Here is a 23,742-nt window from a genome sequence, read left to right as displayed (position 1 = left end):
CAGGGGAGGTAGAATGGGATCCAATTTATACATGGACGTAGAATTATAAAATGCCTGTGCTGACTGACGTTGTCCCTGGATTGCAGCCCGGTCTTCCACTCGAGGAGGAAGAACTGTTTCCGATACGCGAAGTGGCGCGCCTGACGGGGGTAAACCCGGTGACGCTACGTGCATGGGAACGACGCTATGGATTAATACAGCCCACGCGCACCGAAAGTGGACATCGACTGTATTCCATGACCGATATCGATCGGGTCCACAGCATCCTTGGCTGGATCGAACGCGGCGTTGCCGTCAGTAAGGTAGGCAAGATACTGAGCAGGATTGCACCGCTTCAGGCGCTGTCCCACATCATCCCGAATGAACACGTGCAAGCGGACTACACGCAATGGCAGCAACAAGTTCAGGTGGTGGTGAATGCCTTTGACGAGGTTCAACTGGAGCAGGTCTATGGACAGATCTTTTCCAGTTATCCCCTGACTGTCGTGTTTCAGGACATTTTGCTTCCACTCTGGAAGCAATTGCAGCAGCGCCATGAAGCATTCGGCCAGGCCAGCGAGCGGCTTTTCCTGGATGGCTTTCTGCGCTCCCGAGTGTTGCAACGCCTGCTGCTGGTGCGTGTCCTGCAGCCACGACGGGTGATTGTCTGCGCCCTCAACGATCAGTGTCGTGAACTCGAAGTGCTGATAACCGCGCTGTTTCTGAGCAGTGTCGATTCGGCTATTCAAGTGTTGGCTATCGGTCAGCCATTCGACGAGTTGGCCCTGGTCTGCGAACGGATCAAGCCCCAGGCGCTGGTGCTGGTTTCCAATCACGCGCCTGCGTCCGAATTGCCACGGCGATTGAAGCGCCTGGCCTTGAGTCTGGATTGTCAGTTGATGCTGGCGGGGGATGCGTCCGATCTGGTGCAGGAAAGCCTGGCTGGATCGTCGATTGGATGTCTGGGTAACGAAGGATTGGTCATGCGTCAGCGTTTGAAACAGTTCCTGACAGGCAACCTGGACACTTGAATCAGAGATGCATGGCCGGATGCGTCAGCCGATGCTGTTGAAGGATGTACTGGCGCAGACGCTCGGTTTCGTCCTTGTCATCCTGATTCAACTGATAGGCAAAGAAGCCGCTCCCGGTTTCTTTCTCGAAGGTGCCGCGCAACGCGATGCGCTCATAGCCTGACGGGCTGAACCACAAGGCGAAATGTTTGGGCGGTTTGGTCTTGTTGCGAACTTCCAGCAAAACCCCTTTGAACGACACTTCGTGCACCCACATCGTACCGGGCTGGCCATTGGCATTCTCCAGCGCTACCGGTTCTTCGAGTACCAGGCGCCATGGCCGGATCATCGGTCCGTCTTCGTAGATGCTGGGGACGCCGAGGCGTAAATGCAGCGCATGAAACTCGTCTTCCACCAGGTGCAGCGGGAAGGTCATTTGCTGATTTTCGAAATTGGCCTGGATGGTGACTTGCTCATGAGCGGCAAGGCGCGTGAGCAGGTCACGGATCTGCGAACCACCATTGACGAGCAGGCTCGACGTCGCATCCCGCATATTGAGTTGCGGGTTGTGTTGCATTGTCTGGATAAAATCCAGCTCATCCTGGGTCAGGAGTGCGTCGCGTTGCATGATCAGCTCGACAGAAAAAGTTACAAAGTCACTGGTGATTGTAGTTAATGACAATCAATTCTTTGTTTTGTTTTCGCCGTTCGTCGCTTTTAGTGCGGCAAGCTCGGCCTGGACCTCGGCCAATTGCGCCTCCAACTGTGCGACTCGCTGCTGCGCCTTGACCTGAACAGTGACGTCTTTCTGCACGCCGATGAAATAAGTCTGTCCGTCATCCGGATTTTTCACCGTCGAAAGGGACAGCTCGTTCCAGAACGGCGTGCCGTCCTTGCGATAATTCCTGAGGATTTCCCGGCAGGAACCGCCGCTGCTCAAGGCCTCGCGAATCAACGGGAGCGCTTCCTGGTCGCGGTCCCCGGACTGAAGGAAGCGGCAATCCTGGTAGAGGATTTCTTCGCTGGTGTAACCCGTCAGGCGTTCGAATGCCGGGTTGACGTAAATCAGGATGTTGTCCTGCTCGCCCTCCTTTTCGGCAATCACGATGCCGTCGTTGGAAGCGTTGATCACCATTTGCAGCAGTTGGGCGTTAATCATCGGAGAGTCCTTTCCAATTTGATAGTGAGATGCATTCTAAAAGAACATTGAAAACTTTCTACTGGTCATCCGCGTTAATTGAGAGTCAATCGCAGCTTTTTTGCCACGGCTGTTAATATCCCCCGTCTTTTTACTCAGCTTCAGGATCAGATTGATGAAAGTCGCCATCCTTTCCGGCTCGGTGTACGGCACGGCTGAAGAAGTCGCCCGCCACGCCGCTAATATGTTGAAAACCGCAGGTTTCGAAACCTTTCACAACCCGCGTGCGAGCCTCGCCGATGTTCAGGCCTTTGGCCCCGAAGCCTTCCTGGCGGTGACCTCGACCACCGGCATGGGCGAGTTGCCGGACAACCTGCAACCGTTGTATTTCGCCATTCGCGACCAGTTGCCTGCGGCCTGGCGTGGCTTGCCGGGCGCCGTAATTGGTCTGGGCGATGCGAGCTACGGCGACACGTTTTGCGGCGGCGGTGAGTTGATGCGCGAATTGTTCGGCGAGCTGGGCCTGCGCGAAGTCCTGCCCATGCTGCGCCTGGACGCCAGCGAAAGCGTGACGCCGGAAACCGACGCCGAGCCTTGGCTGGCGGAACTGGTCAGCGCTCTGCAGGGCTGACCGGTCGTTCGCGCAACAAGGCGAGCCAGGCTTGCGCGGCTTTTGACAAGTACGCGCCCTGACGCCAGATGAAGGCAATATCCCAACGCAGATAGCTCGGTGCGTTCAAGGCCAGGCGCACCACACCTGGCCGCACCAGCCCGCGTGCCACCACGCGCGGCAACAGCACCACACCTTGGCCAGCAGCCACCAGCGCTGCAAGAAAGTCAGCCTGACCGCTGCGACCGCCTTCCTTCGGCGTAAACCCCAGCTGCTGGCAGGCTTGCAGCAAACGGTCATTGAGTACGAAGCTGCGCTGATACAGCAAGAAGGGCGTGTCGGCCAATTCCTCCAGCCCAATCACAGTCTTCGACGCCAGTGGATGATCGGCCGGCAGCAGGGCATCCAGCGGTTCATCGCAAAAAGGCTGGAAGGCGAATCGCGGGTCTTTCGTCAACAGGCTGCCACCGAGTTCCAGCTCTCCACTCAAAACGGCCTGTTCGATGTTCAGGCTGCCGCCCTCAAGCAATTGAATGCTGATGTTGGGGTAGCGTCGCCGGTACTCGGCGAACAGTCCGGCGAACAGCGCGTCGCTGCCCAGTAGCGGCAAACCCAGACGCAATTCCCCGCGGCCCAGTTGGCTCAAGTCATCCAGCTCACTGAGCAGTTCGTTGCGCAGCCGCAGCATGCCTTCGGCCCGTTGCAGGACCACGCTGCCGGCGGCGGTCAGGCGCAGCTGGGAACCCTGCCGTTCGAGCAGCGCAGTGCCGAGGCTCTGTTCCAGCTGAGCGACCTGTTTGCTCACCGCCGATTGACTGATGTGCAAGGTCTTGGCGGCTTGAGTAAAACCGCCCTGATGCATGACCTCGACGAAGCTGCGTAGCTGTTTGAATTCCATCTGCATGATTCCATTTTGGAATGGCTTCGAGTCTAACAATTCGCTTCGGGTATAGCAGCTCGCTCCGTAAAATGAGCACCTGTGAGGACCGAAGACATGAACGCATCAACCTTGAAAAGCTTGGCTCGACTGGCGACCGAATTAGCCGTGCTGCTGGCCATCTACCTGCTCGGGTGCCAGATGGCCGTGTGGTTTGCCTGGCCGATTCCCGGTGGTGTGATCGGCATGGTGCTGTTGCTGCTGGCGTTCGCTTTGGGTGTGGTCAAACCGGCAGCGCTGCAAATGGGCGCCGGCCTGTTGATGGCCGAGATGCTGTTGTTCTTCATTCCGGCGCTCATGAGCCTGCTCGATTACGGCGGCCTGCTGCGCAGCGACGGTTGGCGAATTCTGCTGGTGATCGGCGTCAGCACGCTGATGGTGATGCTGGTGACCGCCTTTACCGTGGAGCTGGTGGTGCGGTTGAGGAGGTCTCGTGAAGCTTGAGCTGATGCCGATGTTCTGGCTGGCCTTCACGCTGCTGGCCTATCTGTTCAGTCGCTGGATCTACCGGCGCACCGGGCGCTATGTGTTGTCGCCACTGATTCTGGTTCCAGCCTTGCTGTTGGCGCTCGCTGTGCCGCTGCACACCGCGTATGCCGAATACTCGAGCAACACCCATTGGCTGATGCTGGTGCTGGGGCCGGTTACCGTCGCTTTTGCAGTGCCGATCTGGCAGCAGCGGCAGATGCTGATGCGGCATTGGTCGGCGTTGTTACTGGGAATGCTGGCGGGCAGCGCGGCGTCTATCGGCAGTTCGTTCGGGTTGGCCAAGGCGCTGGCGCTGGACAGTTCGGTGACGATGTCGCTGGTGCCGCGTTCGATCACCACGCCTTTTGCCATGCCGCTGGCTCATGACCTGGGCGGCGTACCGGAACTGACGGCGGTGTTTGTGATGTTCACCGGGGTGTTCGGGGCGATGCTCGGCGGCATTCTGCTCAAGTGGTTGCCCCTGCGCAGTGCCTTGGCTCGAGGGGCATTGTTTGGCGTCGGCGCGCACGGTGCCGGGGTCAGTCGAGCACATGAAGTGGGAGGTGAAGAGGGCTCGGTGGCGGGGTTAGTCATGGTTCTGACGGGGCTGCTGAATCTGTTCGCCGCACCCTTGTTGGCGGCAGTACTTTGACATGGATCCACGTTCGTTCGCGTACTGACTCGCTAGGCCATCAAGCTGGCTGCCAATGCAACTACACGATTGCCGGGGCGTGACTAGACTGCTGTAACGTCGGTGAACAATAGAAACCCCAAGAATAAAAATTAGAGGTTCCTTGCCGTGAATGTAGCCCCCGTCCAATCGCCACACAGTGTCAAAGACCAGGTCAGCGCCGCCGAGTGGCAGACCCGCGTCGATCTTGCCGCCTGCTATCGTCTGGTCGCCCTGCATGGCTGGGATGACCTGATTTTTACCCACATCTCGGCCAAGGTCCCCGGTACCGAAGACTTTCTGATCAACCCGTTCGGGATGATGTTCCACGAGATTACTGCGTCCAGCCTGGTCAAGGTCGATCAGGCCGGGAACAAGCTGATGGACAGCCCTTACGAGATCAACCCGGCCGGTTACACCATCCACAGCGCGGTGCACGAGGTTCGTCACGATGTCGTCTGCGTGCTGCACACCCACACCGCTGCCGGTGTCGCGGTGTCGGCGCAGAAGCAAGGCATTTTGCCGATCAGCCAGCAATCATTGTTTGTCTTGTCCAGCCTGGCTTATCACGCCTACGAAGGTGTTGCGCTTAACCATGAAGAGAAGGCGCGACTGCAAGCCGACCTCGGCGAAAACAATTTCCTGATGCTGCACAACCACGGTCTGCTGACCTGCGGCGCGACCATCGCCGACACGTTCCTGATGATGTTTACCTTCCAGCGCGCCTGCGATATCCAGGTGCTGGCGCAGAACGGTGGCGCCGAGTTGATCGCCATCGAACCGCAGATTCTGGCAGGCGCCAAGGCAATGATCGCCGGCGTCACCAAAAGTGCTCAAGGGATGGGCGGCGCACTGGCCTGGCCAGCGCTGCTGCGTAAACTCGATAAACAAGACGCGGGTTATAAACTCTAATGGCACTTGCCGAGATCCCCCTGTGTGTCTGGCGCAAACGCGGCCAGTCGTTCGTATTCCGTGGCCAGACCATTCGTTACTGGACGGCCGGGCAGGGTGAGCCACTGTTGCTCATTCATGGCTTCCCGACCGCCAGTTGGGACTGGCATTTCCTCTGGCAGCCGCTGACTCAGCGCTATCGGGTGATCGCCTGCGACATGCTCGGCTTTGGCGACTCCGCAAAACCGGTGGACCACGAATACAGCCTGCTGGAGCAGGCTGATCTGCAACAGGCCTTGCTGGCACACCTGAAGGTCGAGCAACCGGTGCACCTGTTGGCCCACGATTATGGCGACAGCGTGGCTCAGGAACTGTTGGCCCGGCATTACGAAGCGCGCATCCATATCGCCAGCTGTGTGTTCCTCAATGGCGGCCTCTTTCCCGAAACCCATCGTCCGATCCTGATGCAAAAACTCCTGCTCAGCCCCTTGGGCTGGATGATCGGGCGCGCCTTTTCCCGTGAGGGTCTGGTGAAAAGTTTCCGGCAGATATTCGGTCCGCAAAGTAGCCCCTCCGAAAGCGAGATGGACGATTTCTGGAGCTTGATCGAGAGCAATCAAGGGCCACGGATCATGCACAAATTGATCGCTTACATCCCTGAGCGGCGTGCCCAGCGCGAACGTTGGGTCAGCGCGATGCAGCGGGGTGAAGTGCAGTTGCGGGTGATCGATGGGGAGGTCGATCCGATCTCCGGCGCGCACATGGTCGAGCGCTATCGGGAACTGATCCCGAACCCGGACACGGTGTTGTTGCCCGGTATTGGCCACTACCCGCAAACCGAGGCGCCAGGGCAGGTGCTCAAGCACTATCTGGAGTTTCGCGATCAGTTGGTTTCACCGCCGCGCAAGGTCGCCTGTTCCTGATTATCCCTCTGCCTTATTGCGCACCATTCAGCGTCACCTCAGTTCATTGTGACCCGCATCGCCGTGCCTGACACTCGGACTCATTGTCCCTTGGCCTGCTGGAGTCCTCCCAATGAATGAGTCTGTGCGCTTCGAAGATAAAGTCGTGATCATCACGGGTGCAGGCGGCGGCCTGGGCCGGGCCCACGCGCTGCTGTTCGCCAAACAGGGCGCCAAAGTGCTGGTCAACGATCTCGGCGGCTCGGCTCAGGGCGAAGGTGCAAACGCTTCGGCAGCCGACCGGGTAGTGGCCGAAATCCGCGAGGCCGGTGGCATCGCCGAGGCCAACCATGACTCTGTCACCGACGGCGACAAAATCGTTCAGAACGCCTTGGACACCTTCGGGCGTGTCGATGTAGTGGTTAACAACGCCGGGATCCTGCGGGACAAAACCTTCCACAAAATGGAAGACGGCGACTGGGACCTGGTTTACCGCGTCCACGTCGAAGGCGCCTACAAAGTCACTCGTGCCGCCTGGCCGCACCTGCGCGAGCAAAACTACGGCCGCATCATCTTCACCGCTTCGACCTCGGGCATTTACGGCAACTTCGGTCAGTCCAACTACGGCATGGCCAAACTCGGCCTCTACGGCCTGACCCGCACCCTGGCCATCGAAGGCCGCAAGAACAACATCCTGGTCAACGCCATCGCCCCCACCGGCGGCACCCGCATGACCGAAGGCCTGATCCCGCCGCAAGTCTTTGAGCAACTCAAACCGGAACTGGTCAGCCCGCTGGTGGTGTACCTCGCCAGCGAGAACTGCCAGGAAACCTCCGGGCTGTTTGAAGTCGGTGGCGGCTGGATGGGCAAGGTGCGCTGGGAACGAAGCCTCGGCGCGGGGTTTGATCCTCGGATTGGTTTCTCCCCCGAAGATGTGGCGGCGCATTGGCAGCAGATCTGCGACTTCGAAGGCGCGGCGCATCCGCAAGACAACCTTGAAGCGCTGAAGGAAATGATGGCGAATTTGCAGAAGTATTCGATTTAAAGGAAGCCAGCAAGGTCATCGTTCCTGACCTTGCGGGTTCTTGATATTCGGCCTCGACATCTGGTTTGCAGCGGCGATCAAGGAAAATACTTGTGAACCAATGCCGCCAGATTCGCGGCCGTTTGCGCATCCATGATCCCGTCGTACGTTTGCGGGCGAAAGTGCAGCTGAAAGGCCCTGACCAGTTGTGAGAAGCCTTGTTCGGTTGACGCACGGGAAACGTCATACCCGTAAGTCTTGAACAGTTTGAGCAAGTCGCTTCGGGCTGGAATGCCGGTCTCGTTGTATTGCTGCAGATAAGCGTCTCGGGTGGCATCGTCGAACCAGGCACCGACGCCTTTCAAGTAAAGGGCATGCCAAGGGAATTTCGGCCCTGGGTCACTCTTGCGGCCGACCGCAATATCCGAGTGTCCCAGAACAAGGGGCGGGCTGATATCCGGATAGCGTTCAAGGATGTTCAACGCCAGCTCTTCAATGGCGGCAATTTGTTCTGGCTGATACGGCGGAAAGTTGAAAACCCCTTGGCTAAACGTTGCAAGGTTCACGATTTCTACGCCGATAGACGTGTCGTTCAGATTGCGTCGATTGCCCCAGGTACTGACGCCCGCATGCCACGCACGCTTGGTTTCGTCGACGAGACTGAACACTTCCTGCCCGGTATAACCTGCTTTCAAGTAGCTCGGGTCGGTGATGTCGGGAACCAGATAGTGGGTGCTGACATTCGGGCCGGTGAGTGCATTGACTGAGCTGGAGAAGTTACCGGCTGTGTAGTGAAAAATCAGAAAGCGTATTCGGGAGTTGGAGCTTTTGGTGGCGCGGTATTTGTTGTGGTCGATGGATTTCATGAAAAGAATGCTCGCAATTGAATTAGGTTGGAGTCAGCGCGCAATTACAAAAGAATGGCTGCCTTGTTTTTAACCTTAATCGTTGGGGCGATTCGCGTGATTACAAAACTGTGTAGTCGCTTTCCTAGAAGTGTGTAGGTGGTAGATAGTCTCTCACTGGTTCGCATGAATACTGGCTGCGAATGGGCCATGTCAGTTGGGAGCGAAGCCTGGGTGCCGGCCTTGTGCCGTGAGTCGCGGGGACGCGGCTTGGGACCAGTGGGGTTTCAGGCATGCGTTTTGTCTGTGACGAACTCAGTCGGATAGTCGCCTATAAAAATAGCCGCTGAAAATGCAGCGGCTGAAGTCGGGTTTGCACTTGGTTTTAATAGTCATCGCGTTTCTTTGTTATTCGGTTTTGAACCCCGGCTTTCCGTTTTTAGCTCGCCAGGCTTTTACTTTTTTAATGATGGCTTCGGGGGTGGAGTCTTCGTCTGAGTCTGCGTAGTAAATTAAGTCAGAACCGTCTGGATGCTCCGTCAGCTCCTCAAACAAAAGTACTGCAGCTATTTGTTCTTTTTCAGTCGGGTATTCCGATCTGCAGATCTCAGTTAAAAATTCAAGAAATTCTTCTTCGGTGTAATCGGAAATGTTGCTCATGTCAGTTTCCTCCTTTGTGTAGTTCTGAGTGTCGTTTGGGAGTGACAATTCGGATGTTTTCGATATCGTAGATCTCGCCACCTCTAGAAACACGGTTCAAATGGTGTAACTCAAATTTTACTTTGCCACCTGACCTGTCGTCTTTTCTCGAAAAAGGGGCTCTTCCGTTTTTCATTTCTTGAATATTGTTGGCAGTAAACTGTTTGGATAACTCAGAATCGGCAATTGCAGCTTTCCAGAGAGCTTCTCTAAAAGCCCTGAAACTCGAAAAATTCTGTCCTCGAAGTTTATCCGCAATCTGATTGGGAATCACCGCTCCATTATCTTGCGAGGCTGATCCCAGCCAAATACCCAATACTGGCTCTCCATACCCACTGGCCACTCCGGGATCATCCCGCCGATCCCGGAACATCGTGTAGATCGGAGGAATACCAGATTCAGCCGGAAAGACATTGATGAAACCACCAAAGCTGTAGAGATCCAGTTCCGGATATTCATCAAGTCTTCCTTCCAAAGGGGCCGGAGTAGTGCCGTTGTAAATGAAAATCCTCGACTCGCGAGCTGGAGACGTTGTTGATGCGTTTTTTTGCTCAACAATCGGCGTCCAGGTCATGCCGATAGAAGGGGCATCTGGGCTGTAGGACCTGTAAATATTCAGGCCTGGATCGAGAGTTGCAAGCCGCACCAATACCTTGGAAGGTACCGTCGTTCCGTTTGTGGCGGCGACAACGAACTCTATAGTGTCATCCACCGTTCTCGAGCCGATGGATACCGGCAATTCGATTTCCCCACTGGCCTCGGCGATGGCGTGTAAGTCATCGAGATCGTCGGGAGTGAGATCCGAGAGCGGGACGCTCAAAGCGTAGAGCTCGCTGTTACTAAGTGGCGAGGGGAACAGGAGCGCCGCAAATCCGCCAATTACCACACCGGTAGACGTGGTTAATGCTGCAATAACTGCTGCTACTGCCAATCGCAGTGCATCCTTGATTGCCAAAGCGTTATTCGCAGTTGTAAAGATGCTTCCTGTTGCTACGGTAAATACCGGAACTACCGAAGCAGCTGAACCCGATACGGGGAACAGGCGATGGGCTTGGTCGGTATCTAACGACTCCGACCAAGAACCAAGATATTTCAATCGTACATCCTGTTCTGCACGGCTTTTGGCAGCAGCTTCCTCTGCTGATCTCTTCTTTTGATCTTTGCGGGCCTCTTCAGCGGCAACACGTTGCGCTTCTTGTTCTGCCGCCAATCGAGCCCGTTCGGCGGCAACGCGTTGCGCTTCTTGTTCTGCCACCAATCGAGCCCGTTCGGCGGCAACGCGTTGCGCTTCTTGTTCTGCCACCAATCGAGCCCGTTCGGCGGCAACCCGTTGGGCTTCATGTTCCGCTGCTTGCTGCCTTTGTTCTTGCGCATGCGCAGCGGCAAGAAGGTTCTGCACATGGACTTGTTTGTTATTTAAAAGCTGAATTTGCTCTGTCAGTAGTTTTGCAGAGTAAGCAGCTTTGTAGGAGTTAGCCCATGTTGTATAAGCTGTTCCATAAGGCTGTACAGTTTTCTCCAGACTTTCTACCTTGGCGATATAGTCTTTTGCTGTTGCATTGAGAGGGCTGTGCCCGTAGAACGCGTTGGCGAGCCCTGTTTGTACATGCAGTTCAGCTGTTTTCTGCTGAATTAAAATATTACTGATGTTCAGTTCGTGTTGGTGTACCTGTGTCTGTGTAGCTGTTGCAGCGGGGTATTGGGTTTTAAAATTTTCGAATTCGACATCCGTTGCTCTTGGCAAGTCCTGGGATTTCGCCGCGTAATCGTTTTGTGCTGACTTCTCCGTAGCAAATACGTTCCTCAGAGTTTGACTTCTTAAATGTTCCTTATATGTAATTCCAGGGCCTATTCCTCCTGGTCGTGTCGGTGGAACGCTGAACCCACCGCCATTTGGGTGCTTTCCAGGTTTTGGTTGTTTTCCAATATAAGTTGTTGGCAATTCAATGGTAGTGCTTTGTCCAACAATACTAGTTGCCGGTAATTCGTGCGGGGGGCCGTGTTTTCCTGACATTTTGGATCTTCCATGAACGTAATTAATCGGTGGTGCTGAACAAGCTTACGTCAGGGAGGGTGAGGCTGGGTCCGAGAAAGTTGTAGGTGGTTTCTATTTGGACTGTGCGCAGTTGTTTACTGTTTTGTGTGTGGGGAGATTGGTCTTTATTTTATGTAAGAATATTCTCTAGTTGTCGAGCAGCACTTGCTCTAACAAGGGGAATTCAGCAATGGGACAAAACGCGCCCATAAAAAAGGCCGCTGCAAACGCAGCGGCCAAAGTAAGACGATTGATCAAGGAGCAATAAATCAACGTCAGTGAACACAGGGCGATGAGTCAAATAGCTTCAATTCATCTGAAATCTGTCGCTAATGGCGTGGATTGGCCACCGCCATCGCTTCGTGCTTCCCGGCCTATTGCCGTGAAAGCCCGGCAAGAATAAGGCCTTGAGTCAAAAGGAAAAATAGCGATTCATGACATGAACTGTTGCAGCATGAGCAACAGTGGCAACAAGCCTCGCCCACACGCCATGCGCTGCGTTGATAACCCTCCATCCAGCCCATCCATAACCCGCGCAAATCCCCGTCCCATGCGGGCATTCATCCTTTGGAGGTACATCGTGAATACCTCCTTGGTGCGCTTATCGCTCCCCACGTGCGGCAGTAGGGTGGGGCCTTCTGTCACTCACCGGGGAAGACGCATGACAAAAACAACAATGCGCGCCATCTTCACGCCGCAAGCGCTCGCCGCTGCGGTTGCCTTGGGTTGCTGTGCCCAGGCGCAGGCTGTTTCATTCAACATTGGCGAAATCGAGGGGTCGTTTGACTCCTCGTTGTCCGTCGGCGCGAGTTGGGGCATGCGCGATGCCGATAAGTCGTTGGTGGGTATCGTCAACGGCGGGACCGGTCAGTCTTCGACTGGTGACGACGGCCGGCTGAACTTCAAGAAGGGTGAAACCTTCTCCAAGATCTTCAAGGGCATTCACGACCTCGAACTGAAATACGGCGATACCGGTGTGTTCGTCCGCGGCAAGTACTGGTACGACTTCGAGCTGAAGGACGAAGACCGCGAGTTCAAGCAGATCAGTGACAGTAATCGCAAGGAAGGCGCCAAGTCCTCCGGGGCGCAGTTGCTCGACGCCTTCGTCTATCACAACTACTCCATCGCCGATCTGCCGGGCACTGTTCGCGCTGGCAAGCAGGTGGTGAGTTGGGGTGAAAGTACCTTCATCGGCAACTCGATCAACAGCATCAACCCGGTCGACGTTTCTGCGTTCCGTCGTCCCGGCGCTGAGATCAAGGAAGGCCTGATTCCGGTGAACATGCTGTTCGCCTCCCAGGGCCTGACCGATCAACTGACCGTGGAAGGTTTCTATCAACTGGAGTGGGATCAGACCGTTGTCGACAACTGCGGCACCTTCTTCGGCAACGACGTGGTGGCGGATGGTTGCAACAACAACTACACAGTCGGCAGCCCGGCGATTGCACCGTTGGCGCCGGTGGCGGCAGCCTTCGGTCAACCGATCCAGGTGACCCGCGAGGGCGTGGTCGTGCCCCGTGGCGGCGACCGTGATGCGCGGGACTCGGGGCAGTGGGGCACGGCGTTGCGCTGGCTCGGTGACGATACCGAGTACGGCCTGTATTTCATGAATTACCACAGCCGTACGCCGACCGTCGGCACCACCACCGCGGGCTTGTCGACGCTGGCCAGCCTGCCGGGCATGGTGCGTGCGGCCAACCGTCTGGCGCCGGGCAGCGGTGCGGGGCTGGCGCAAAGCGTGATGCTCGGACGCGGTCAGTACTACCTTGAATACCCGGAAGACATTCGTCTCTACGGCGCGAGCTTTTCCACCACCTTGCCTACCGGCACGGCGTGGACCGGCGAGATCAGCTATCGCCCCAACGCTCCGGTGCAAGTCAACACCAACGACCTGACCCTGGCCTTGCTCAACCCGATCGCAGGCGGTGCGGCATCGCCTATCGCGACCACGCCAGGTACCGACAACAAAGGCTACCGCCGCAAGGAAGTAACGCAGGTCCAGAGCACTCTGACGCACTTCTTTGACCAAGTGTTGGGTGCCCAGCGGCTGACCCTGGTCGGCGAGGCGGCGGTGGTGCACGTCGGTGGTCTGGAGTCGCGCACCAAGCTGCGTTACGGCCGTGACTCGGTCTATGGCCAGTACGGTTTTGGTGGTGATACCGACGGTTTCGTCACCTCGACCTCCTGGGGCTACCGCGCCCGGGCGATCCTTGATTACGCCAACGTGATAGGCGGGATCAACCTCAAGCCCAACCTGTCCTGGTCCCATGACGTCGCCGGCTACGGCCCCAACGGTCTGTTCAACGAAGGCGCCAAGGCGGTCAGCGTCGGCGTCGATGCCGACTACCGCAACACCTATACCGCGAGCCTCAGTTACACCGATTTCTTCGGCGGTGACTTCAACACCCTGGAAGACCGTGACTTCCTGGCGCTGAGCTTCGGCGTGAACTTCTGATCTGGCTGAGAAGGATGATTGTAATGCGCAAGATGATTCTGCAATGCGGCGCCCTGGCCTTGAGTCTGTTGGCTGCCAACGTGATGGCGACGGTTTCGCCAGAAGAAGCCAACAAGCTTGGCACCAGCCTCACGCCGCTGGGCGCCGAGAAGGCCGGCAACGCTGATGGCTCGATCCCGGCCTGGACCGGCGGCATCCCGAAAAACGCCGGCGCGGTGGACAGCAAGGGTTTCCTGGCTGACCCGTTCGCCAGCGAAAAACCACTGTTTACCATCACCGCCGCGACGGTCGACAAGTACAAAGACAAGTTGTCGGAAGGCCAGGTGGCGATGTTCAAGCGCTACCCGGAAACCTACAAGATTCCGGTCTATCCGACCCACCGCACCGTGGCCTTGCCCCCGGAGATTTACGAGTCGGCCAAGCGCAGCGCACTGAACGTGAACAGCATCAACGACGGTAACGGCCTGGCCAACTTCACCGGCAACCGCTACTACGCCTTCCCGATTCCGAAGACCGGCGTCGAGGTGCTGTGGAACCACATCACCCGCTATCACGGCGGCAACCTGCGACGCATCATCACTCAGGTGACCCCGCAAACGAACGGCAGCTACACGCCGATCCGCTTCGAGGAAGAGATCGCCGTGCCGCAGTTGATGAAGGAACTGGACCCGGAAAAAGCCGCCAACGTGCTGACCTTCTTCAAGCAATCGGTGACGGCACCTGCGCGTCTGGCGGGTAACGTGCTGCTGGTGCACGAAACCCTCGATCAGGTGAAAGAGCCGCGTCTGGCGTGGATCTACAACGCCGGCCAGCGTCGTGTGCGTCGCGCACCGCAAGTGGCTTATGACGGGCCGGGTACTGCGGCTGACGGCCTGCGCACGTCCGACAACTTCGACATGTTCTCCGGTGCACCGGATCGCTACGACTGGAAACTGGTCGGCAAGAAGGAAATGTACATCCCTTACAACAGCTACAAACTCGACTCGCCGAGCCTCAAGTACGATGACATTGTGAAAGCCGGGCACATCAATCAGGACCTGACCCGTTATGAGTTGCACCGGGTCTGGGAAGTGATCGGTACGGTCAAGCCGAGCGAACGGCACATCTACGCCAAACGCCACATGTACCTCGACGAAGACAGCTGGCAAGTGGCGCTGGCTGACCACTACGACGGTCGCGGTCAGCTGTGGCGGGTGGCCGAGGGTCACGCTCAGTACTACTACGATCACCAGACCCCGGCCTACACCCTCGAAGCGCTCTACGACATCATTGCCGGTCGATACATTGCCCTGGGCATGAAGAACGAAGAGAAGCACAGTTTCGAATTCGGCTTCGAAGCCAAGGCTGCCGACTACACGCCATCGGCCTTGCGCGCCGAGGGCGTTCGGTAAGGGTTTTGATACATTGGCAGTACAAAAGGCGACCGGGTGGTCGCCTTTTTTATGGCTGCCAATCAGCGTGCTGAATACTTCTCAACAAGCGAGTCAGAGAGGGCTAGGGTTGCCGGACAATTATAAAAAGGCACGCCGCAATGACCGCCATGATCCCGTGTCTGGACCGTTCTGGATTCCTGCCCCGTCTGTCCACTCATCACCAGTCACGGGCTCGCTTGACCGAGCCGTTACTGGCCTCTATGGCCCGGGTGAAATTACTGTGCGCACCGGCCGGCAGTGGCAAGACAGCGCTGCTCGCCGAATGCCTGTTGCAGGCACCGCCGCAGTGCCGCGTGTTCTGGTTGCCATTGTCTGGCTCGGTGTTGAGCGCGGCGGATTTTCGTCATCGTCTGACAGAAACGCTGGGGTTGGCTTCGTCGGGCGAATCCGAGTTGCTGGGGTATCTGTCACGATTGCAGACGCCCACCTGGCTGTTTCTCGATGACTATTGCCGCCTGCCAAACCCGGAGCTGGACCTTCTGCTGGATCGCATGCTGGCGGTCAGCAGCCCGATGTTGACCTGGTGGCTGGGTGCTCGCCGCCGGCCGCAATGCAACTGGCCAAGGTTGCTGCTTGATGATGAGTTGTATGAGTGCGAGCACTCCACGCTGGCGTTTAATCAAAGTGAGATCGCCAAGCTGTTGCGGCATTTGGCACCGGCCGAGGCCAATACTGTCGCCGGCAAGATCATCCAGCGCAGTGGTGGTTGGTGCGCCGGTGTGCGGATTGCGCTGTTGCAAAAATGCGACTGGTCACACAACAACACACCCGTTGGCCGAATGAACACCTTGCTCGATTACTTGGAGCACGAGTTGTTTACCACGTTGACGCCGGAGCTGACCGAAGCCTGGCGGGTACTCGCCCATTTACCGCGATTCAATGCAAGGCTGTGCGATCACCTGTTTGGCGCGGGTGAAGGTGCGCAATGTTTGAGGACGTTGCAAGAACTGGGTTGTTTTATCGAGCCTTGGCAGGACTCGGCAGACTGGCTGCAGATTTTCCCACCACTCACCCAGTTGATGCGCGATGAGCAATGGCCGGCGGGACGTTCCTGGCATCGTCGTGCCTGCCAGTGGTTTGCGGCCGAACTCGATTGGAAAGCCGCCTTCGAACAAGCACTGCTGGCTGAAGAGTTCGAGGTCGCCGTCAGCCTGTTGCAGCATTTCAGTTTCGAGCACCTGTTCGAGGAACAGACGGTTGTGCTGTTGTTGCGTTTGCATGAGCAACAGGGCGAGGAGCTGATGTTCGGGTCGTCGCAACTGGTGGGGTTGATCACTGCAGCCTTGCTGTTCGCCGGTCGATTCGAGCAAGCGGCTGATTGCATCGAGCATCTGTCCCGATTCACCCCTCAGCCGTCGGCGTTCTTTCAGCGGCAATTGATTGCGCGCTGGCAGGCCCAGCAAGGTTGGCTACTGCATTTGCAGGGGCGCATGGAGGGGGCGCGCGCGCATTTTCTCGACGCGCTGACCGTGCTCGGTCCTGACCTCTGGCCCGTACGCTTGATGTGCCTGTCGGGTTTGACGCAACAGGCCTTGCTGCGGGGTGAACTCGATGTGGCGCAGGCGATAAACCGCGATGCGTTGTGCCTGGCGCGAGCACAAGGCTCGCTGGTGTTCGAAGGGCTACTGGAACTCGATCACGCGCAACTACTGGAGCAACGCGGGGCGCTCGGTCGTGCAGAAACACTACTTGCCAACATTGCTGATCTGCTCCGTGAACAATCAACCCGTTCCACACCCTTGCTCGGCCGAATCGCCCTGCGTCGCGGGCGTTTGGCTTTGTGCCAGGGGCAAGACGAGCGCGCAGCGGAATTCTTTCAGGCAGGGTTGGATATTTGTTTGCGCAACCACGACAAGCGCGTGCTGTACGGCTTTCTCGGTCAGGCGCAACTGGCAGCCAATCACGGTGACTATGGGCAAGCCTTTGTGCGGCTGCGCGATGCCGAGCGATTGATGCAACAGCGACAGATTCCGGACACCGTTTACAGGAGCGTCCTGTTGCAAGTCAGCAGTCATTTCTGGTTGCAGCAAGGGCGGCCGGAACTGGCTCATGAAGCGTTGACTCGTGTATTGCGTCACTTTCGCGGACCGCACGCACGTCAAGCGCCACCAGCGACGATGGAGCTGATACCGCGTATCGAGTACCTGCTGGTTTTGGCGGAGGTTCATCTGCAACGAGCGCTCGAGCCGCTGACCCTGCTCAAGCAGTTTGCAGATCGTGCAGAAGCCGGCGGCGCGCAGGGGCTCGAAGCCGAGTTGCACCTGGCGATCGCGGAAGTCGCTTTTGTTCAGGGCAACTTTGCTTTGGCCAGAGAGGTTCTTGAGCAAGGTCTGGAACTCGTTCGTCGTTGCAACTTGCCGCTTTTATTGAGCCAGCTTCGTTTGCGGCAGCCGAATCTGTTAGTGGAACTGGGGATGATCGACTGCTTGGCAGAACAAACTGATGCAATAAGTGACGATAACCCGCTTAGTCTGCGAGAGACACAGGTGTTGACATTAATTGCGTCTGGTCATTCGAATCAGCAGATTGCAGAACAACTTTTTATTTCATTGCATACGGTAAAAACTCACGTGCGGCGAATTCACGGAAAATTAGGTGTGGAACGCAGAACTCATGCTGTTGCCAAAGCCCGATTGTTGGGTTTGTGGCAGTAGAGTGCTGAGGGGGGGGATACTGTAACTTAAACGTACTACATGAGTTGAAAGGAAGTTTGGCTTTATTTGTGGGTGGTGTCTGATTTAGCTTGATGGCAAGTGGGTGAGGTTAAAAGCTTCACTCCTGCAATTAAATAATTCAGAGAGTATTGGTTATGGATGATCAGAAGATTTTAAATTCGCAGTTTAAATTGGCCGAAGTGAATGAGGCTATTAAGCAGTTGTCTAGTCAGTTGGCGAATGCTCCTTCGTTCAAAGGATTTCTTCAGGACTGTGTGTTGAAGGAACTTCAGCGACTGGATCCGGAAGTGTATGCCAGTAGGGTCTTTATCAATCGGCGCGACAGTGCTTCTGTGTCTGCCAAAGAGCCAACAGGCGTGCTGAATGACGTAGTTATGGAGTGTCTGTTACGTGGGCATGCACCTGTTTATAACGCCGCTGAGTATGGTGTATACGACTGGCGTGACTCGACGGCTGAAGAGGACCGCCACCCTGTTCTGGATATCGTAGCGGTTGGCAAACTGATCACAGAACTACTCCTGAATCTGCCGGAAAAGTACGCTGCAGTTATTGACCGGTATTGGGCTGCCTCTCAGGGGGCCGACGCCACAGGGCGACCATTGTCTACGCGTAAAAGCATATTGCGAACCCTCTATGTCAGGCTTTTCTGGCGTGAGTTGGCCGTCATGGCAGCGGAGGGTGGTTTGACACCGGACGACGAAAAGCAAGTCAATGAGTTGTCCAGCCCTCTGCTTCCCAGCGCGTTTTATGGTGTCTCTGTTCAGTTACACAAAGGAGGCTTCGCGGCATTGGCTTCGACCTTCGTCATGCGCCTGGATGGCCAGTCGTTGGGGGCGATTATCCCGGGGACTGACAGTGCAGTGATTCTTTATACACCGAGTCGAGGTGTGGAGAAGTTCGCTACTTCGCGGGCTCTGCATGAGGCACTCAAGAAGCGTCTGAGTGAGCCGGACCATCGGGCAGAGCTCCTGAAAGGCCTTTCGTCCGATGACGTAGATCAGGTCAGCAATAGTCCTGATATTCGTTATTCGAGAATTGATGAAGATGTATTTTCGGCTTGCATCAATGCCGCGCTGAAGAAGCAACGCGCCAATATCGTTGGTCAGCTACGGGAAATGAACGGCTCGCGTTCGGATAACGAAAAAACGGTGCAGGCAATTGGCTCAATGCTGCACCTGGAAGAGATGACCAAGGATGCCAAAGGTCGTGCCGCCGTTTTCATTAAGTTGATGTCGAGAAATGCCCGGCCAGAATGGTTGAAGGAGAGTTATGAAACTAATCAAGAAATTTATGCGTCCCTTGAACAGGTATTGCTTGAAAGCGAGGTGAAGCTTCATGAAGCGACTAAAGTTGCTTCAACGTTTAAAAACTATGTTCACGGAATTGTAGAAGATTTCATTTCGTCAGGTACAGATGAACGTATTGATCCAGACACCATCTTTGTGAGCGTTCGGCATACTGTTAAATTAGCGGACGGAAAAAAAGTAGAGCACAGTGAGCGAAAAACGCTGACTCAGGCTTTCATGTACGGTACTCATGATCAAGAGGGACAGTATGTGGTGGTTGTAGAGGAGTTCTATAACAACCCAAGGTTAAGTCCTTCTAATATTGTGCGAGCGATTCAGTCGTTAAATCTTCGTGTGGCGTATAACATGGCGAGACAACGGGTTTATTCCCAGGATCACGTCGTCGAATCGATGCGGGAGCGCTTGGGGCGAAAGACCGCCCTGACAATGTTCGGCGCCATCTTGCAAAAACACGTTACCTCGGTCGCTCAGGACATAGTGCAGCGTTACAACTTCGGCGACCCGTCCGTAGAGACAACCGGGATTGCGCTGCGGGCTAGAACCAAACCGATGAAAGATTTGATGGTGTATCGGAGAAAAAGTGCCGATGTCAATAAAAGCACTCATGTACTTTATGCACCGGGTTTTCCGACGGGGCAGGAGTGGTTTCAGTTTCCTGATTTGAAAAGCTTACAACATCAAATGGGTCGTTGGGCTTTTGACAAAGAAGGGCAGACCTATTTGAGGGAGAAGGGGTATTCAAGTGAAAGAGAAGAGTTGGAAAAAATTTATCACGTAGAAGAGCCGAGCTTGATGTTGCAAGAGTGGTGGTGGTCCTCGATCCAACTGACACAGTGGATCGAAGATAGTCCATTAAAAGGGAGTGTTCAGAATATAATCAGCTGGGAGGCTGGCGAGGTGGAAGTCGCTACGCCGCGTTGGTACAGGGACTCGAATGTGGCAGATCAGCTTCTGTTGAATCGCTTAAATACAGACTTCAAGGCGATTTATCAGATTTCCAAAGACAATCTTGATATTGAGCCATTCCATAAATTCGCTCGAAACCTGGTGATGAAGACTCTGAATGAGTACCTGAGTCGCTCCGGGTCTCATCCGGACATTGATCCTGATGAGGTGTGGGTGAAGTTTCACGCAGATTCGAAAATCAGTTTGACCAACTTGTTCATCCAGTGGCAGTTGTGGCGCAGTGATATCTCGATCTTTGAAAAGATTTTCTTCAATAGCTATCCTTTTGGCGAAAGAATTCTCGACCTCAAGGAACACCTCAGAAAAGCATCGTTCTGGACTTTTTCCAATCAACCCATTGCGGCGCTGAATGCAAAAGTAATTAATGCCGTCATTGATCTGATGCCAGGTGAGAAATACATTGAGTATCTTAGGGACAAATTTCTGCGTGCTCCGGATGTTGATTTGAAGGTGAGCCTTTATCGCAAGCTCAAACAAAATGAAATGTTCAGGTCGGCACTCACGCAGAAAATGAAAGGTCAGATGTCGCAGGAACAGTTTAACTGGTTGAAGGGTTTGATTGACGGTTTTGATCGAGACATACCTCATGGGGGTTACAATACCGCAGGTGGTAACCCGGGCATTGGGGTTTACGAATTTACGCTTGAAGGTCGCAAACTGGAGGGCGCCTATGTCTTCGGTCGTAGGGTTAACGGTCGCGAAGAATTTATTATCTATGTGCCTGGTATGTCCTATGGCGGAGACTTCTTTCCTGTCGAAGAGTTAGTCGCTCGATTGAACGGTGCCTATAATTACAAGAGTATTTTGAAATTAGCGCGTCTGAAAGATCAAGGTGTCATTCAAAACAAAATAGACAGTTACAGTTCTTGGAAGTCTCCGCCCTTATTGTCTGCGCCTGTGCTAAAGAATAGCTATCAGGTAAAGAGTTTTAAGGGCGAGTACCAATCCATGATCAACCGTTTTATTGCCGATGTGGACTATCAAACAACAAGCCCGGCTGAAGCGATATGGCAGGAAGCAAAAATCCTGATTGATTTGGCGCTCGATGTGGTGTCGATGTTAATCCCGCCAGTTGGCGTTGTGGTGAGCGTGCTGCGAATCACTCACTCAGTCGTCTTGGGAATAATTGCTTCCAGCGAGGGGGATGACAAGGCAGCCAACGCCTATTTTGCCTCTGCCTGGAGAGCGGCTATTATTCTGTACATCGGTAAAGTCGCTTCGGTAGGAGCTCCTGTTAATGCTGTTGGCCTACTGTCCAGCATCAAGGATATTGCCGACCTCGTCTCGACTGTAACCGGGGTCCCGGTAGGCATCAGCTATATAACGGCAGTCGCCGTTCCACAACACGACGTGCAGAGCACGACTCGATTGATAGGTTAATGCAGTGATCAATAGGCTTGGCAAAGCCCAGGCGTCGAACTAAAACTGCATTTCAACAATGGATGGGAGATGTCTCATACCCCATCCGCCAACTAACGGCCCGCGTCGCCGCCAGCAACCGCTGCGCCGCCGGGCCGTTTTCGTCGGCGTGAAACAACGACGCCGGGCCGACAATGGTCATCACCGCCGCAACGTTCCCGACAGCATTGAATACCGGCGCCGACAACGCATCGACCCCCGGCATCAGCAAACCATGCACATGATGCAGACCGCGTTCGCGGATCTGTTCGCACAACGCCTTGTAGGCCTGATCATCCGCCAGCGCATGGGGCGAACCGCTCTGCAGTTCCTGCTCACGCAAGTCCTCGGTTTCACGCTTCGGCAGATAGGCGCCGAACACCAGCCCCGTGGACGAACTGAGCAACGGCAACACCGAGCCCAATTGCGTCACCACCGTCACCGCGCGGACCGCCGGTTCGATATGCACCACGGTCGCGCCCTGGTTGCCCCACACCGCCAGAAAGCAGGTTTCGTTCAGTTCATCGCGCAACTCGGCCAAGGGCAGGGCGCCGACTTTCAGCACGTCCATACTATTGAGTGCGGCAAGACCGACGCGCAAGGCTTCGCGGCCCAGGCCGTAATGGTTGGTGGCCGCATTCTGTTCAGCAAAACCGCTGGCAATCAGCGCCTGCAAATAACGGTGAACCTTGCTTGCCGGCATCTGCACGTGTTCGGCCAGGCGCGACAGTGAAGTTGATGGCGACAACTCGGCCAGGGCCTTGAGGATGTCGGTGCCGACCTCGGCCGAGCGGACTTTCTGTTTATCGTTGCTGCGCGGCGTTTCCATGGAGGCGGTCTGATCCCGGGACGAATGGGCGTCTTTATAGCTTGACGGTCAATACCAATCAAATTACGTTAAGCGTAATCGAATTACGATAAAAATAACCCAGGCGTGCCGAGACCTCTTCAACGGAGCGAAAGGCCATTGCCTACTCCCTGTTCAGGAGGCTCCATGAACCTCGATTCAACGGCGCCAGCGCTGGCTTACCAGTCCGGCTTCGGCAACGAATTCAGCAGCGAAGCGTTGCCCGGCGCACTGCCCGTCGGCCAGAACTCCCCGCAAAAAGCGCCTTACGGTCTCTACACCGAACTGTTCTCCGGCACGGCATTCACCATGCCTCGCAGTGAAGCGCGGCGCACCTGGATGTACCGCATTCAGCCGTCGGCCAATCACCCGGCGTTCGTCAAACTGGATCGGCAACTGGCCGGCGGCGCGTTGGGTGAAGTGACCCCCAACCGTCTGCGCTGGAACCCGTTGGACATTCCGACCGAGCCAACCGATTTCATCGACGGGCTGGTGAGCATGGCCGCCAACTCGGGCGCGGAAAAACCGGCCGGGATCAGCATCTACAGTTACCGCGCCAACCGCTCCATGGAGCGCGTGTTCTTCAACGCCGATGGCGAACTGTTGCTGGTGCCTGAGCTCGGACGCTTGCGCATTGCGACCGAATTGGGCGTGCTGGAACTGGAGCCACTGGAAATCGCCGTGCTGCCACGCGGTCTGAAATTCCGCGTCGAACTGCTCGACCCGCAAGCTCGCGGCTACATCGCCGAGAACCACGGCGCGCCGCTGCGTCTGCCGGACTTGGGGCCGATCGGCAGCAACGGTCTGGCCAATGCCAGGGACTTCCTGACCCCGGTCGCGCATTACGAAAACCTCAAGCAACCAACCACGCTGGTGCAGAAATTCCTCGGCCAGTTGTGGGGCTGCGAGCTCGATCATTCGCCGCTGAACGTGGTCGCCTGGCACGGCAATAACGTGCCGTACAAATATGACCTGCGTCGTTTCAACACCATCGGCACGGTCAGTTTCGACCACCCGGATCCATCAATCTTCACCGTCCTGACATCGCCAACCAGCGTCCACGGTCTGGCCAATCTCGATTTCGTGATCTTCCCTCCACGCTGGATGGTCGCTGAGAAAACCTTCCGTCCACCGTGGTTCCACCGCAACCTGATGAATGAATTCATGGGCCTGATCAAGGGCGAGTACGACGCCAAGGCCGAAGGCTTCGTGCCCGGCGGCGCGTCTTTGCACAGTTGCATGAGCGCCCACGGCCCGGACGGTGAAACGTGCACCAAGGCGATTAACGCCGAACTCGCGCCCGCGAAAATCGACAACACCATGGCCTTCATGTTCGAGACCAGCCAGGTGCTGCGCCCGAGCCGTTTCGCCCTGGATTGCCCGCAACTGCAAACCAACTACGATGCCTGCTGGGCCACGCTGCCCGCCACTTTCGACCCGACCCGGAGATAAC

General features: G+C 56.0%; 19 protein-coding genes. 12 read left to right on the top strand and 7 right to left on the bottom strand.

What is annotated here, in order from left to right; genetic code table 11:
- Positions 1-50: 50 nt before the first annotated feature.
- Positions 51-1,010, top strand: coding sequence for a MerR family transcriptional regulator (locus QF010_RS05815; RefSeq protein WP_429532586.1), 960 nt, complete (start codon positions 51-53; stop codon positions 1,008-1,010).
- A gap of 1 nt (position 1,011) precedes the next feature.
- Here QF010_RS05815 and QF010_RS05810 read toward each other — a convergent pair whose 3' ends face one another.
- Together QF010_RS05810 and QF010_RS05805 are read right to left on the bottom strand one after the other, a co-directional pair.
- Entirely contained in the window at positions 1,012-1,617 is a 606-nt protein-coding gene (locus tag QF010_RS05810; protein ID WP_033057904.1) for a hypothetical protein, read from the bottom strand.
- Positions 1,618-1,671: 54 nt separating this feature from the next.
- Positions 1,672-2,148: a PAS domain-containing protein gene (locus QF010_RS05805; protein WP_033057901.1), complete on the bottom strand. Its 477-nt coding sequence runs from the start codon at positions 2,146-2,148 to the stop codon at positions 1,672-1,674.
- A 154-nt stretch (positions 2,149-2,302) separates the two neighbouring features.
- On the opposite strand from QF010_RS05805, the gene QF010_RS05800 reads away from it, so the two are divergent.
- Positions 2,303-2,758 carry a flavodoxin gene (locus QF010_RS05800; protein WP_033057898.1) on the top strand — a complete coding sequence of 152 codons (456 nt, stop codon included), beginning with the start codon at positions 2,303-2,305 and terminating at the stop codon, positions 2,756-2,758.
- Here the strand turns inward: QF010_RS05800 and QF010_RS05795 are convergent.
- On the bottom strand, positions 2,739-3,635 hold the full coding sequence (locus QF010_RS05795; RefSeq protein ID WP_429532585.1) for a LysR family transcriptional regulator: 897 nt from the start codon (positions 3,633-3,635) through the stop codon (positions 2,739-2,741). The two genes, QF010_RS05800 and QF010_RS05795, sit on opposite strands and share 20 nt — an antisense overlap.
- Positions 3,636-3,731: 96 nt before the next feature.
- Here QF010_RS05795 and QF010_RS05790 point away from each other — a divergent pair, with 96 nt between their 5' ends.
- From QF010_RS05790 to QF010_RS05770, 5 genes are all read left to right on the top strand, one after another.
- On the top strand, positions 3,732-4,118 hold the full coding sequence (locus QF010_RS05790) for a CidA/LrgA family protein (protein ID WP_033057893.1): 387 nt from the start codon (positions 3,732-3,734) through the stop codon (positions 4,116-4,118).
- Positions 4,108-4,794, top strand: a complete 687-nt coding sequence (locus QF010_RS05785; RefSeq protein ID WP_033057889.1) for an LrgB family protein — start codon at positions 4,108-4,110, stop codon at positions 4,792-4,794. Before QF010_RS05790 ends, QF010_RS05785 begins: the two co-directional genes overlap by 11 nt.
- Positions 4,795-4,941: 147 nt before the next feature.
- Entirely contained in the window at positions 4,942-5,724 is a 783-nt protein-coding gene (locus QF010_RS05780; RefSeq protein ID WP_033057887.1) for a class II aldolase/adducin family protein, read from the top strand.
- A complete protein-coding gene (locus QF010_RS05775) occupies positions 5,724-6,626 on the top strand; it encodes an alpha/beta fold hydrolase (RefSeq protein WP_429532584.1) in 903 nt (300 codons plus the stop codon). The genes QF010_RS05780 and QF010_RS05775 overlap by 1 nt, the downstream gene beginning before the upstream one ends.
- A gap of 112 nt (positions 6,627-6,738) precedes the next feature.
- Positions 6,739-7,650, top strand: coding sequence for an SDR family oxidoreductase (locus tag QF010_RS05770; RefSeq protein WP_033057881.1), 912 nt, complete (start codon positions 6,739-6,741; stop codon positions 7,648-7,650).
- 77 nt (positions 7,651-7,727) lie between these two features.
- Here the strand turns inward: QF010_RS05770 and QF010_RS05765 are convergent, their stop codons facing one another.
- The 3 genes from QF010_RS05765 to QF010_RS05755 form a co-directional block, all read right to left on the bottom strand.
- Entirely contained in the window at positions 7,728-8,495 is a 768-nt protein-coding gene (locus QF010_RS05765) for an N-acetylmuramoyl-L-alanine amidase (RefSeq protein ID WP_429532583.1), read from the bottom strand.
- A 387-nt stretch (positions 8,496-8,882) separates the two neighbouring features.
- On the bottom strand, positions 8,883-9,134 hold the full coding sequence (locus QF010_RS05760; protein ID WP_429532582.1) for a bacteriocin immunity protein: 252 nt from the start codon (positions 9,132-9,134) through the stop codon (positions 8,883-8,885).
- Between the two features lies 1 nt (position 9,135).
- Positions 9,136-11,187, bottom strand: coding sequence for an S-type pyocin domain-containing protein (locus tag QF010_RS05755; protein WP_429532581.1), 2,052 nt, complete (start codon positions 11,185-11,187; stop codon positions 9,136-9,138).
- 682 nt (positions 11,188-11,869) lie between these two features.
- Here QF010_RS05755 and QF010_RS05750 point away from each other — a divergent pair.
- The 4 genes from QF010_RS05750 (at position 11,870) to QF010_RS05735 (ending at position 21,424) form a co-directional block, all read left to right on the top strand.
- A complete protein-coding gene (locus QF010_RS05750) occupies positions 11,870-13,663 on the top strand; it encodes a DUF1302 domain-containing protein (RefSeq protein WP_429532580.1) in 1,794 nt (597 codons plus the stop codon).
- A 23-nt stretch (positions 13,664-13,686) separates the two neighbouring features.
- Positions 13,687-15,054: a DUF1329 domain-containing protein gene (locus QF010_RS05745; RefSeq protein WP_033057869.1), complete on the top strand. Its 1,368-nt coding sequence runs from the start codon at positions 13,687-13,689 to the stop codon at positions 15,052-15,054.
- Positions 15,055-15,194: 140 nt separating this feature from the next.
- Positions 15,195-17,750: a LuxR C-terminal-related transcriptional regulator gene (locus QF010_RS05740; RefSeq protein ID WP_429532579.1), complete on the top strand. Its 2,556-nt coding sequence runs from the start codon at positions 15,195-15,197 to the stop codon at positions 17,748-17,750.
- A 155-nt stretch (positions 17,751-17,905) separates the two neighbouring features.
- A complete protein-coding gene (locus QF010_RS05735) occupies positions 17,906-21,424 on the top strand; it encodes a dermonecrotic toxin domain-containing protein (protein WP_429532578.1) in 3,519 nt (1,172 codons plus the stop codon).
- 52 nt (positions 21,425-21,476) lie between these two features.
- Here QF010_RS05735 and QF010_RS05730 read toward each other — a convergent pair whose 3' ends face one another.
- Complete coding sequence (locus QF010_RS05730) at positions 21,477-22,271, bottom strand: IclR family transcriptional regulator (protein WP_033057866.1); 795 nt, start codon at positions 22,269-22,271, stop codon at positions 21,477-21,479.
- 165 nt (positions 22,272-22,436) lie between these two features.
- Between QF010_RS05730 and hmgA the strand changes: the two genes are divergently transcribed.
- The gene (gene hmgA / locus QF010_RS05725; protein ID WP_033057864.1) at positions 22,437-23,741 is read left to right on the top strand and encodes a homogentisate 1,2-dioxygenase; all 1,305 of its coding nucleotides are present in this window, start codon (positions 22,437-22,439) and stop codon (positions 23,739-23,741) included.
- Position 23,742: the final 1 nt, after the last annotated feature.

Source organism: Pseudomonas silensiensis (assembly GCF_050434865.1).
Taxonomy (GTDB): Bacteria; Pseudomonadota; Gammaproteobacteria; order Pseudomonadales; family Pseudomonadaceae; genus Aquipseudomonas; species Aquipseudomonas fluorescens_W.
Note: the sequence above shows the minus strand (reverse complement) of the source record. Positions and strands in the feature narration are given on the sequence as shown.

Excerpts from the sequence above, each read along its gene's own strand:
- QF010_RS05815 (WP_429532586.1), top strand. The coding sequence starts at position 51 with ATGCCTGTGCTGACTGACGTTGTCCCTGGATTGCAGCCCGGTCTTCCA.
- QF010_RS05810 (WP_033057904.1), bottom strand. The coding sequence starts at position 1,617 with ATGCAACGCGACGCACTCCTGACCCAGGATGAGCTGGATTTTATCCAG.
- QF010_RS05805 (WP_033057901.1), bottom strand. The coding sequence starts at position 2,148 with ATGATTAACGCCCAACTGCTGCAAATGGTGATCAACGCTTCCAACGAC.
- QF010_RS05800 (WP_033057898.1), top strand. The coding sequence starts at position 2,303 with ATGAAAGTCGCCATCCTTTCCGGCTCGGTGTACGGCACGGCTGAAGAA.
- QF010_RS05795 (WP_429532585.1), bottom strand. The coding sequence starts at position 3,635 with ATGGAATTCAAACAGCTACGCAGCTTCGTCGAGGTCATGCATCAGGGC.
- QF010_RS05790 (WP_033057893.1), top strand. The coding sequence starts at position 3,732 with ATGAACGCATCAACCTTGAAAAGCTTGGCTCGACTGGCGACCGAATTA.
- QF010_RS05775 (WP_429532584.1), top strand. The coding sequence starts at position 5,724 with ATGGCACTTGCCGAGATCCCCCTGTGTGTCTGGCGCAAACGCGGCCAG.
- QF010_RS05770 (WP_033057881.1), top strand. The coding sequence starts at position 6,739 with ATGAATGAGTCTGTGCGCTTCGAAGATAAAGTCGTGATCATCACGGGT.
- QF010_RS05765 (WP_429532583.1), bottom strand. The coding sequence starts at position 8,495 with ATGAAATCCATCGACCACAACAAATACCGCGCCACCAAAAGCTCCAAC.
- QF010_RS05760 (WP_429532582.1), bottom strand. The coding sequence starts at position 9,134 with ATGAGCAACATTTCCGATTACACCGAAGAAGAATTTCTTGAATTTTTA.
- QF010_RS05755 (WP_429532581.1), bottom strand. The coding sequence starts at position 11,187 with ATGTCAGGAAAACACGGCCCCCCGCACGAATTACCGGCAACTAGTATT.
- QF010_RS05750 (WP_429532580.1), top strand. The coding sequence starts at position 11,870 with ATGACAAAAACAACAATGCGCGCCATCTTCACGCCGCAAGCGCTCGCC.
- QF010_RS05745 (WP_033057869.1), top strand. The coding sequence starts at position 13,687 with ATGCGCAAGATGATTCTGCAATGCGGCGCCCTGGCCTTGAGTCTGTTG.
- QF010_RS05740 (WP_429532579.1), top strand. The coding sequence starts at position 15,195 with ATGACCGCCATGATCCCGTGTCTGGACCGTTCTGGATTCCTGCCCCGT.
- QF010_RS05735 (WP_429532578.1), top strand. The coding sequence starts at position 17,906 with ATGGATGATCAGAAGATTTTAAATTCGCAGTTTAAATTGGCCGAAGTG.
- QF010_RS05730 (WP_033057866.1), bottom strand. The coding sequence starts at position 22,271 with ATGGAAACGCCGCGCAGCAACGATAAACAGAAAGTCCGCTCGGCCGAG.
- hmgA (WP_033057864.1), top strand. The coding sequence starts at position 22,437 with ATGAACCTCGATTCAACGGCGCCAGCGCTGGCTTACCAGTCCGGCTTC.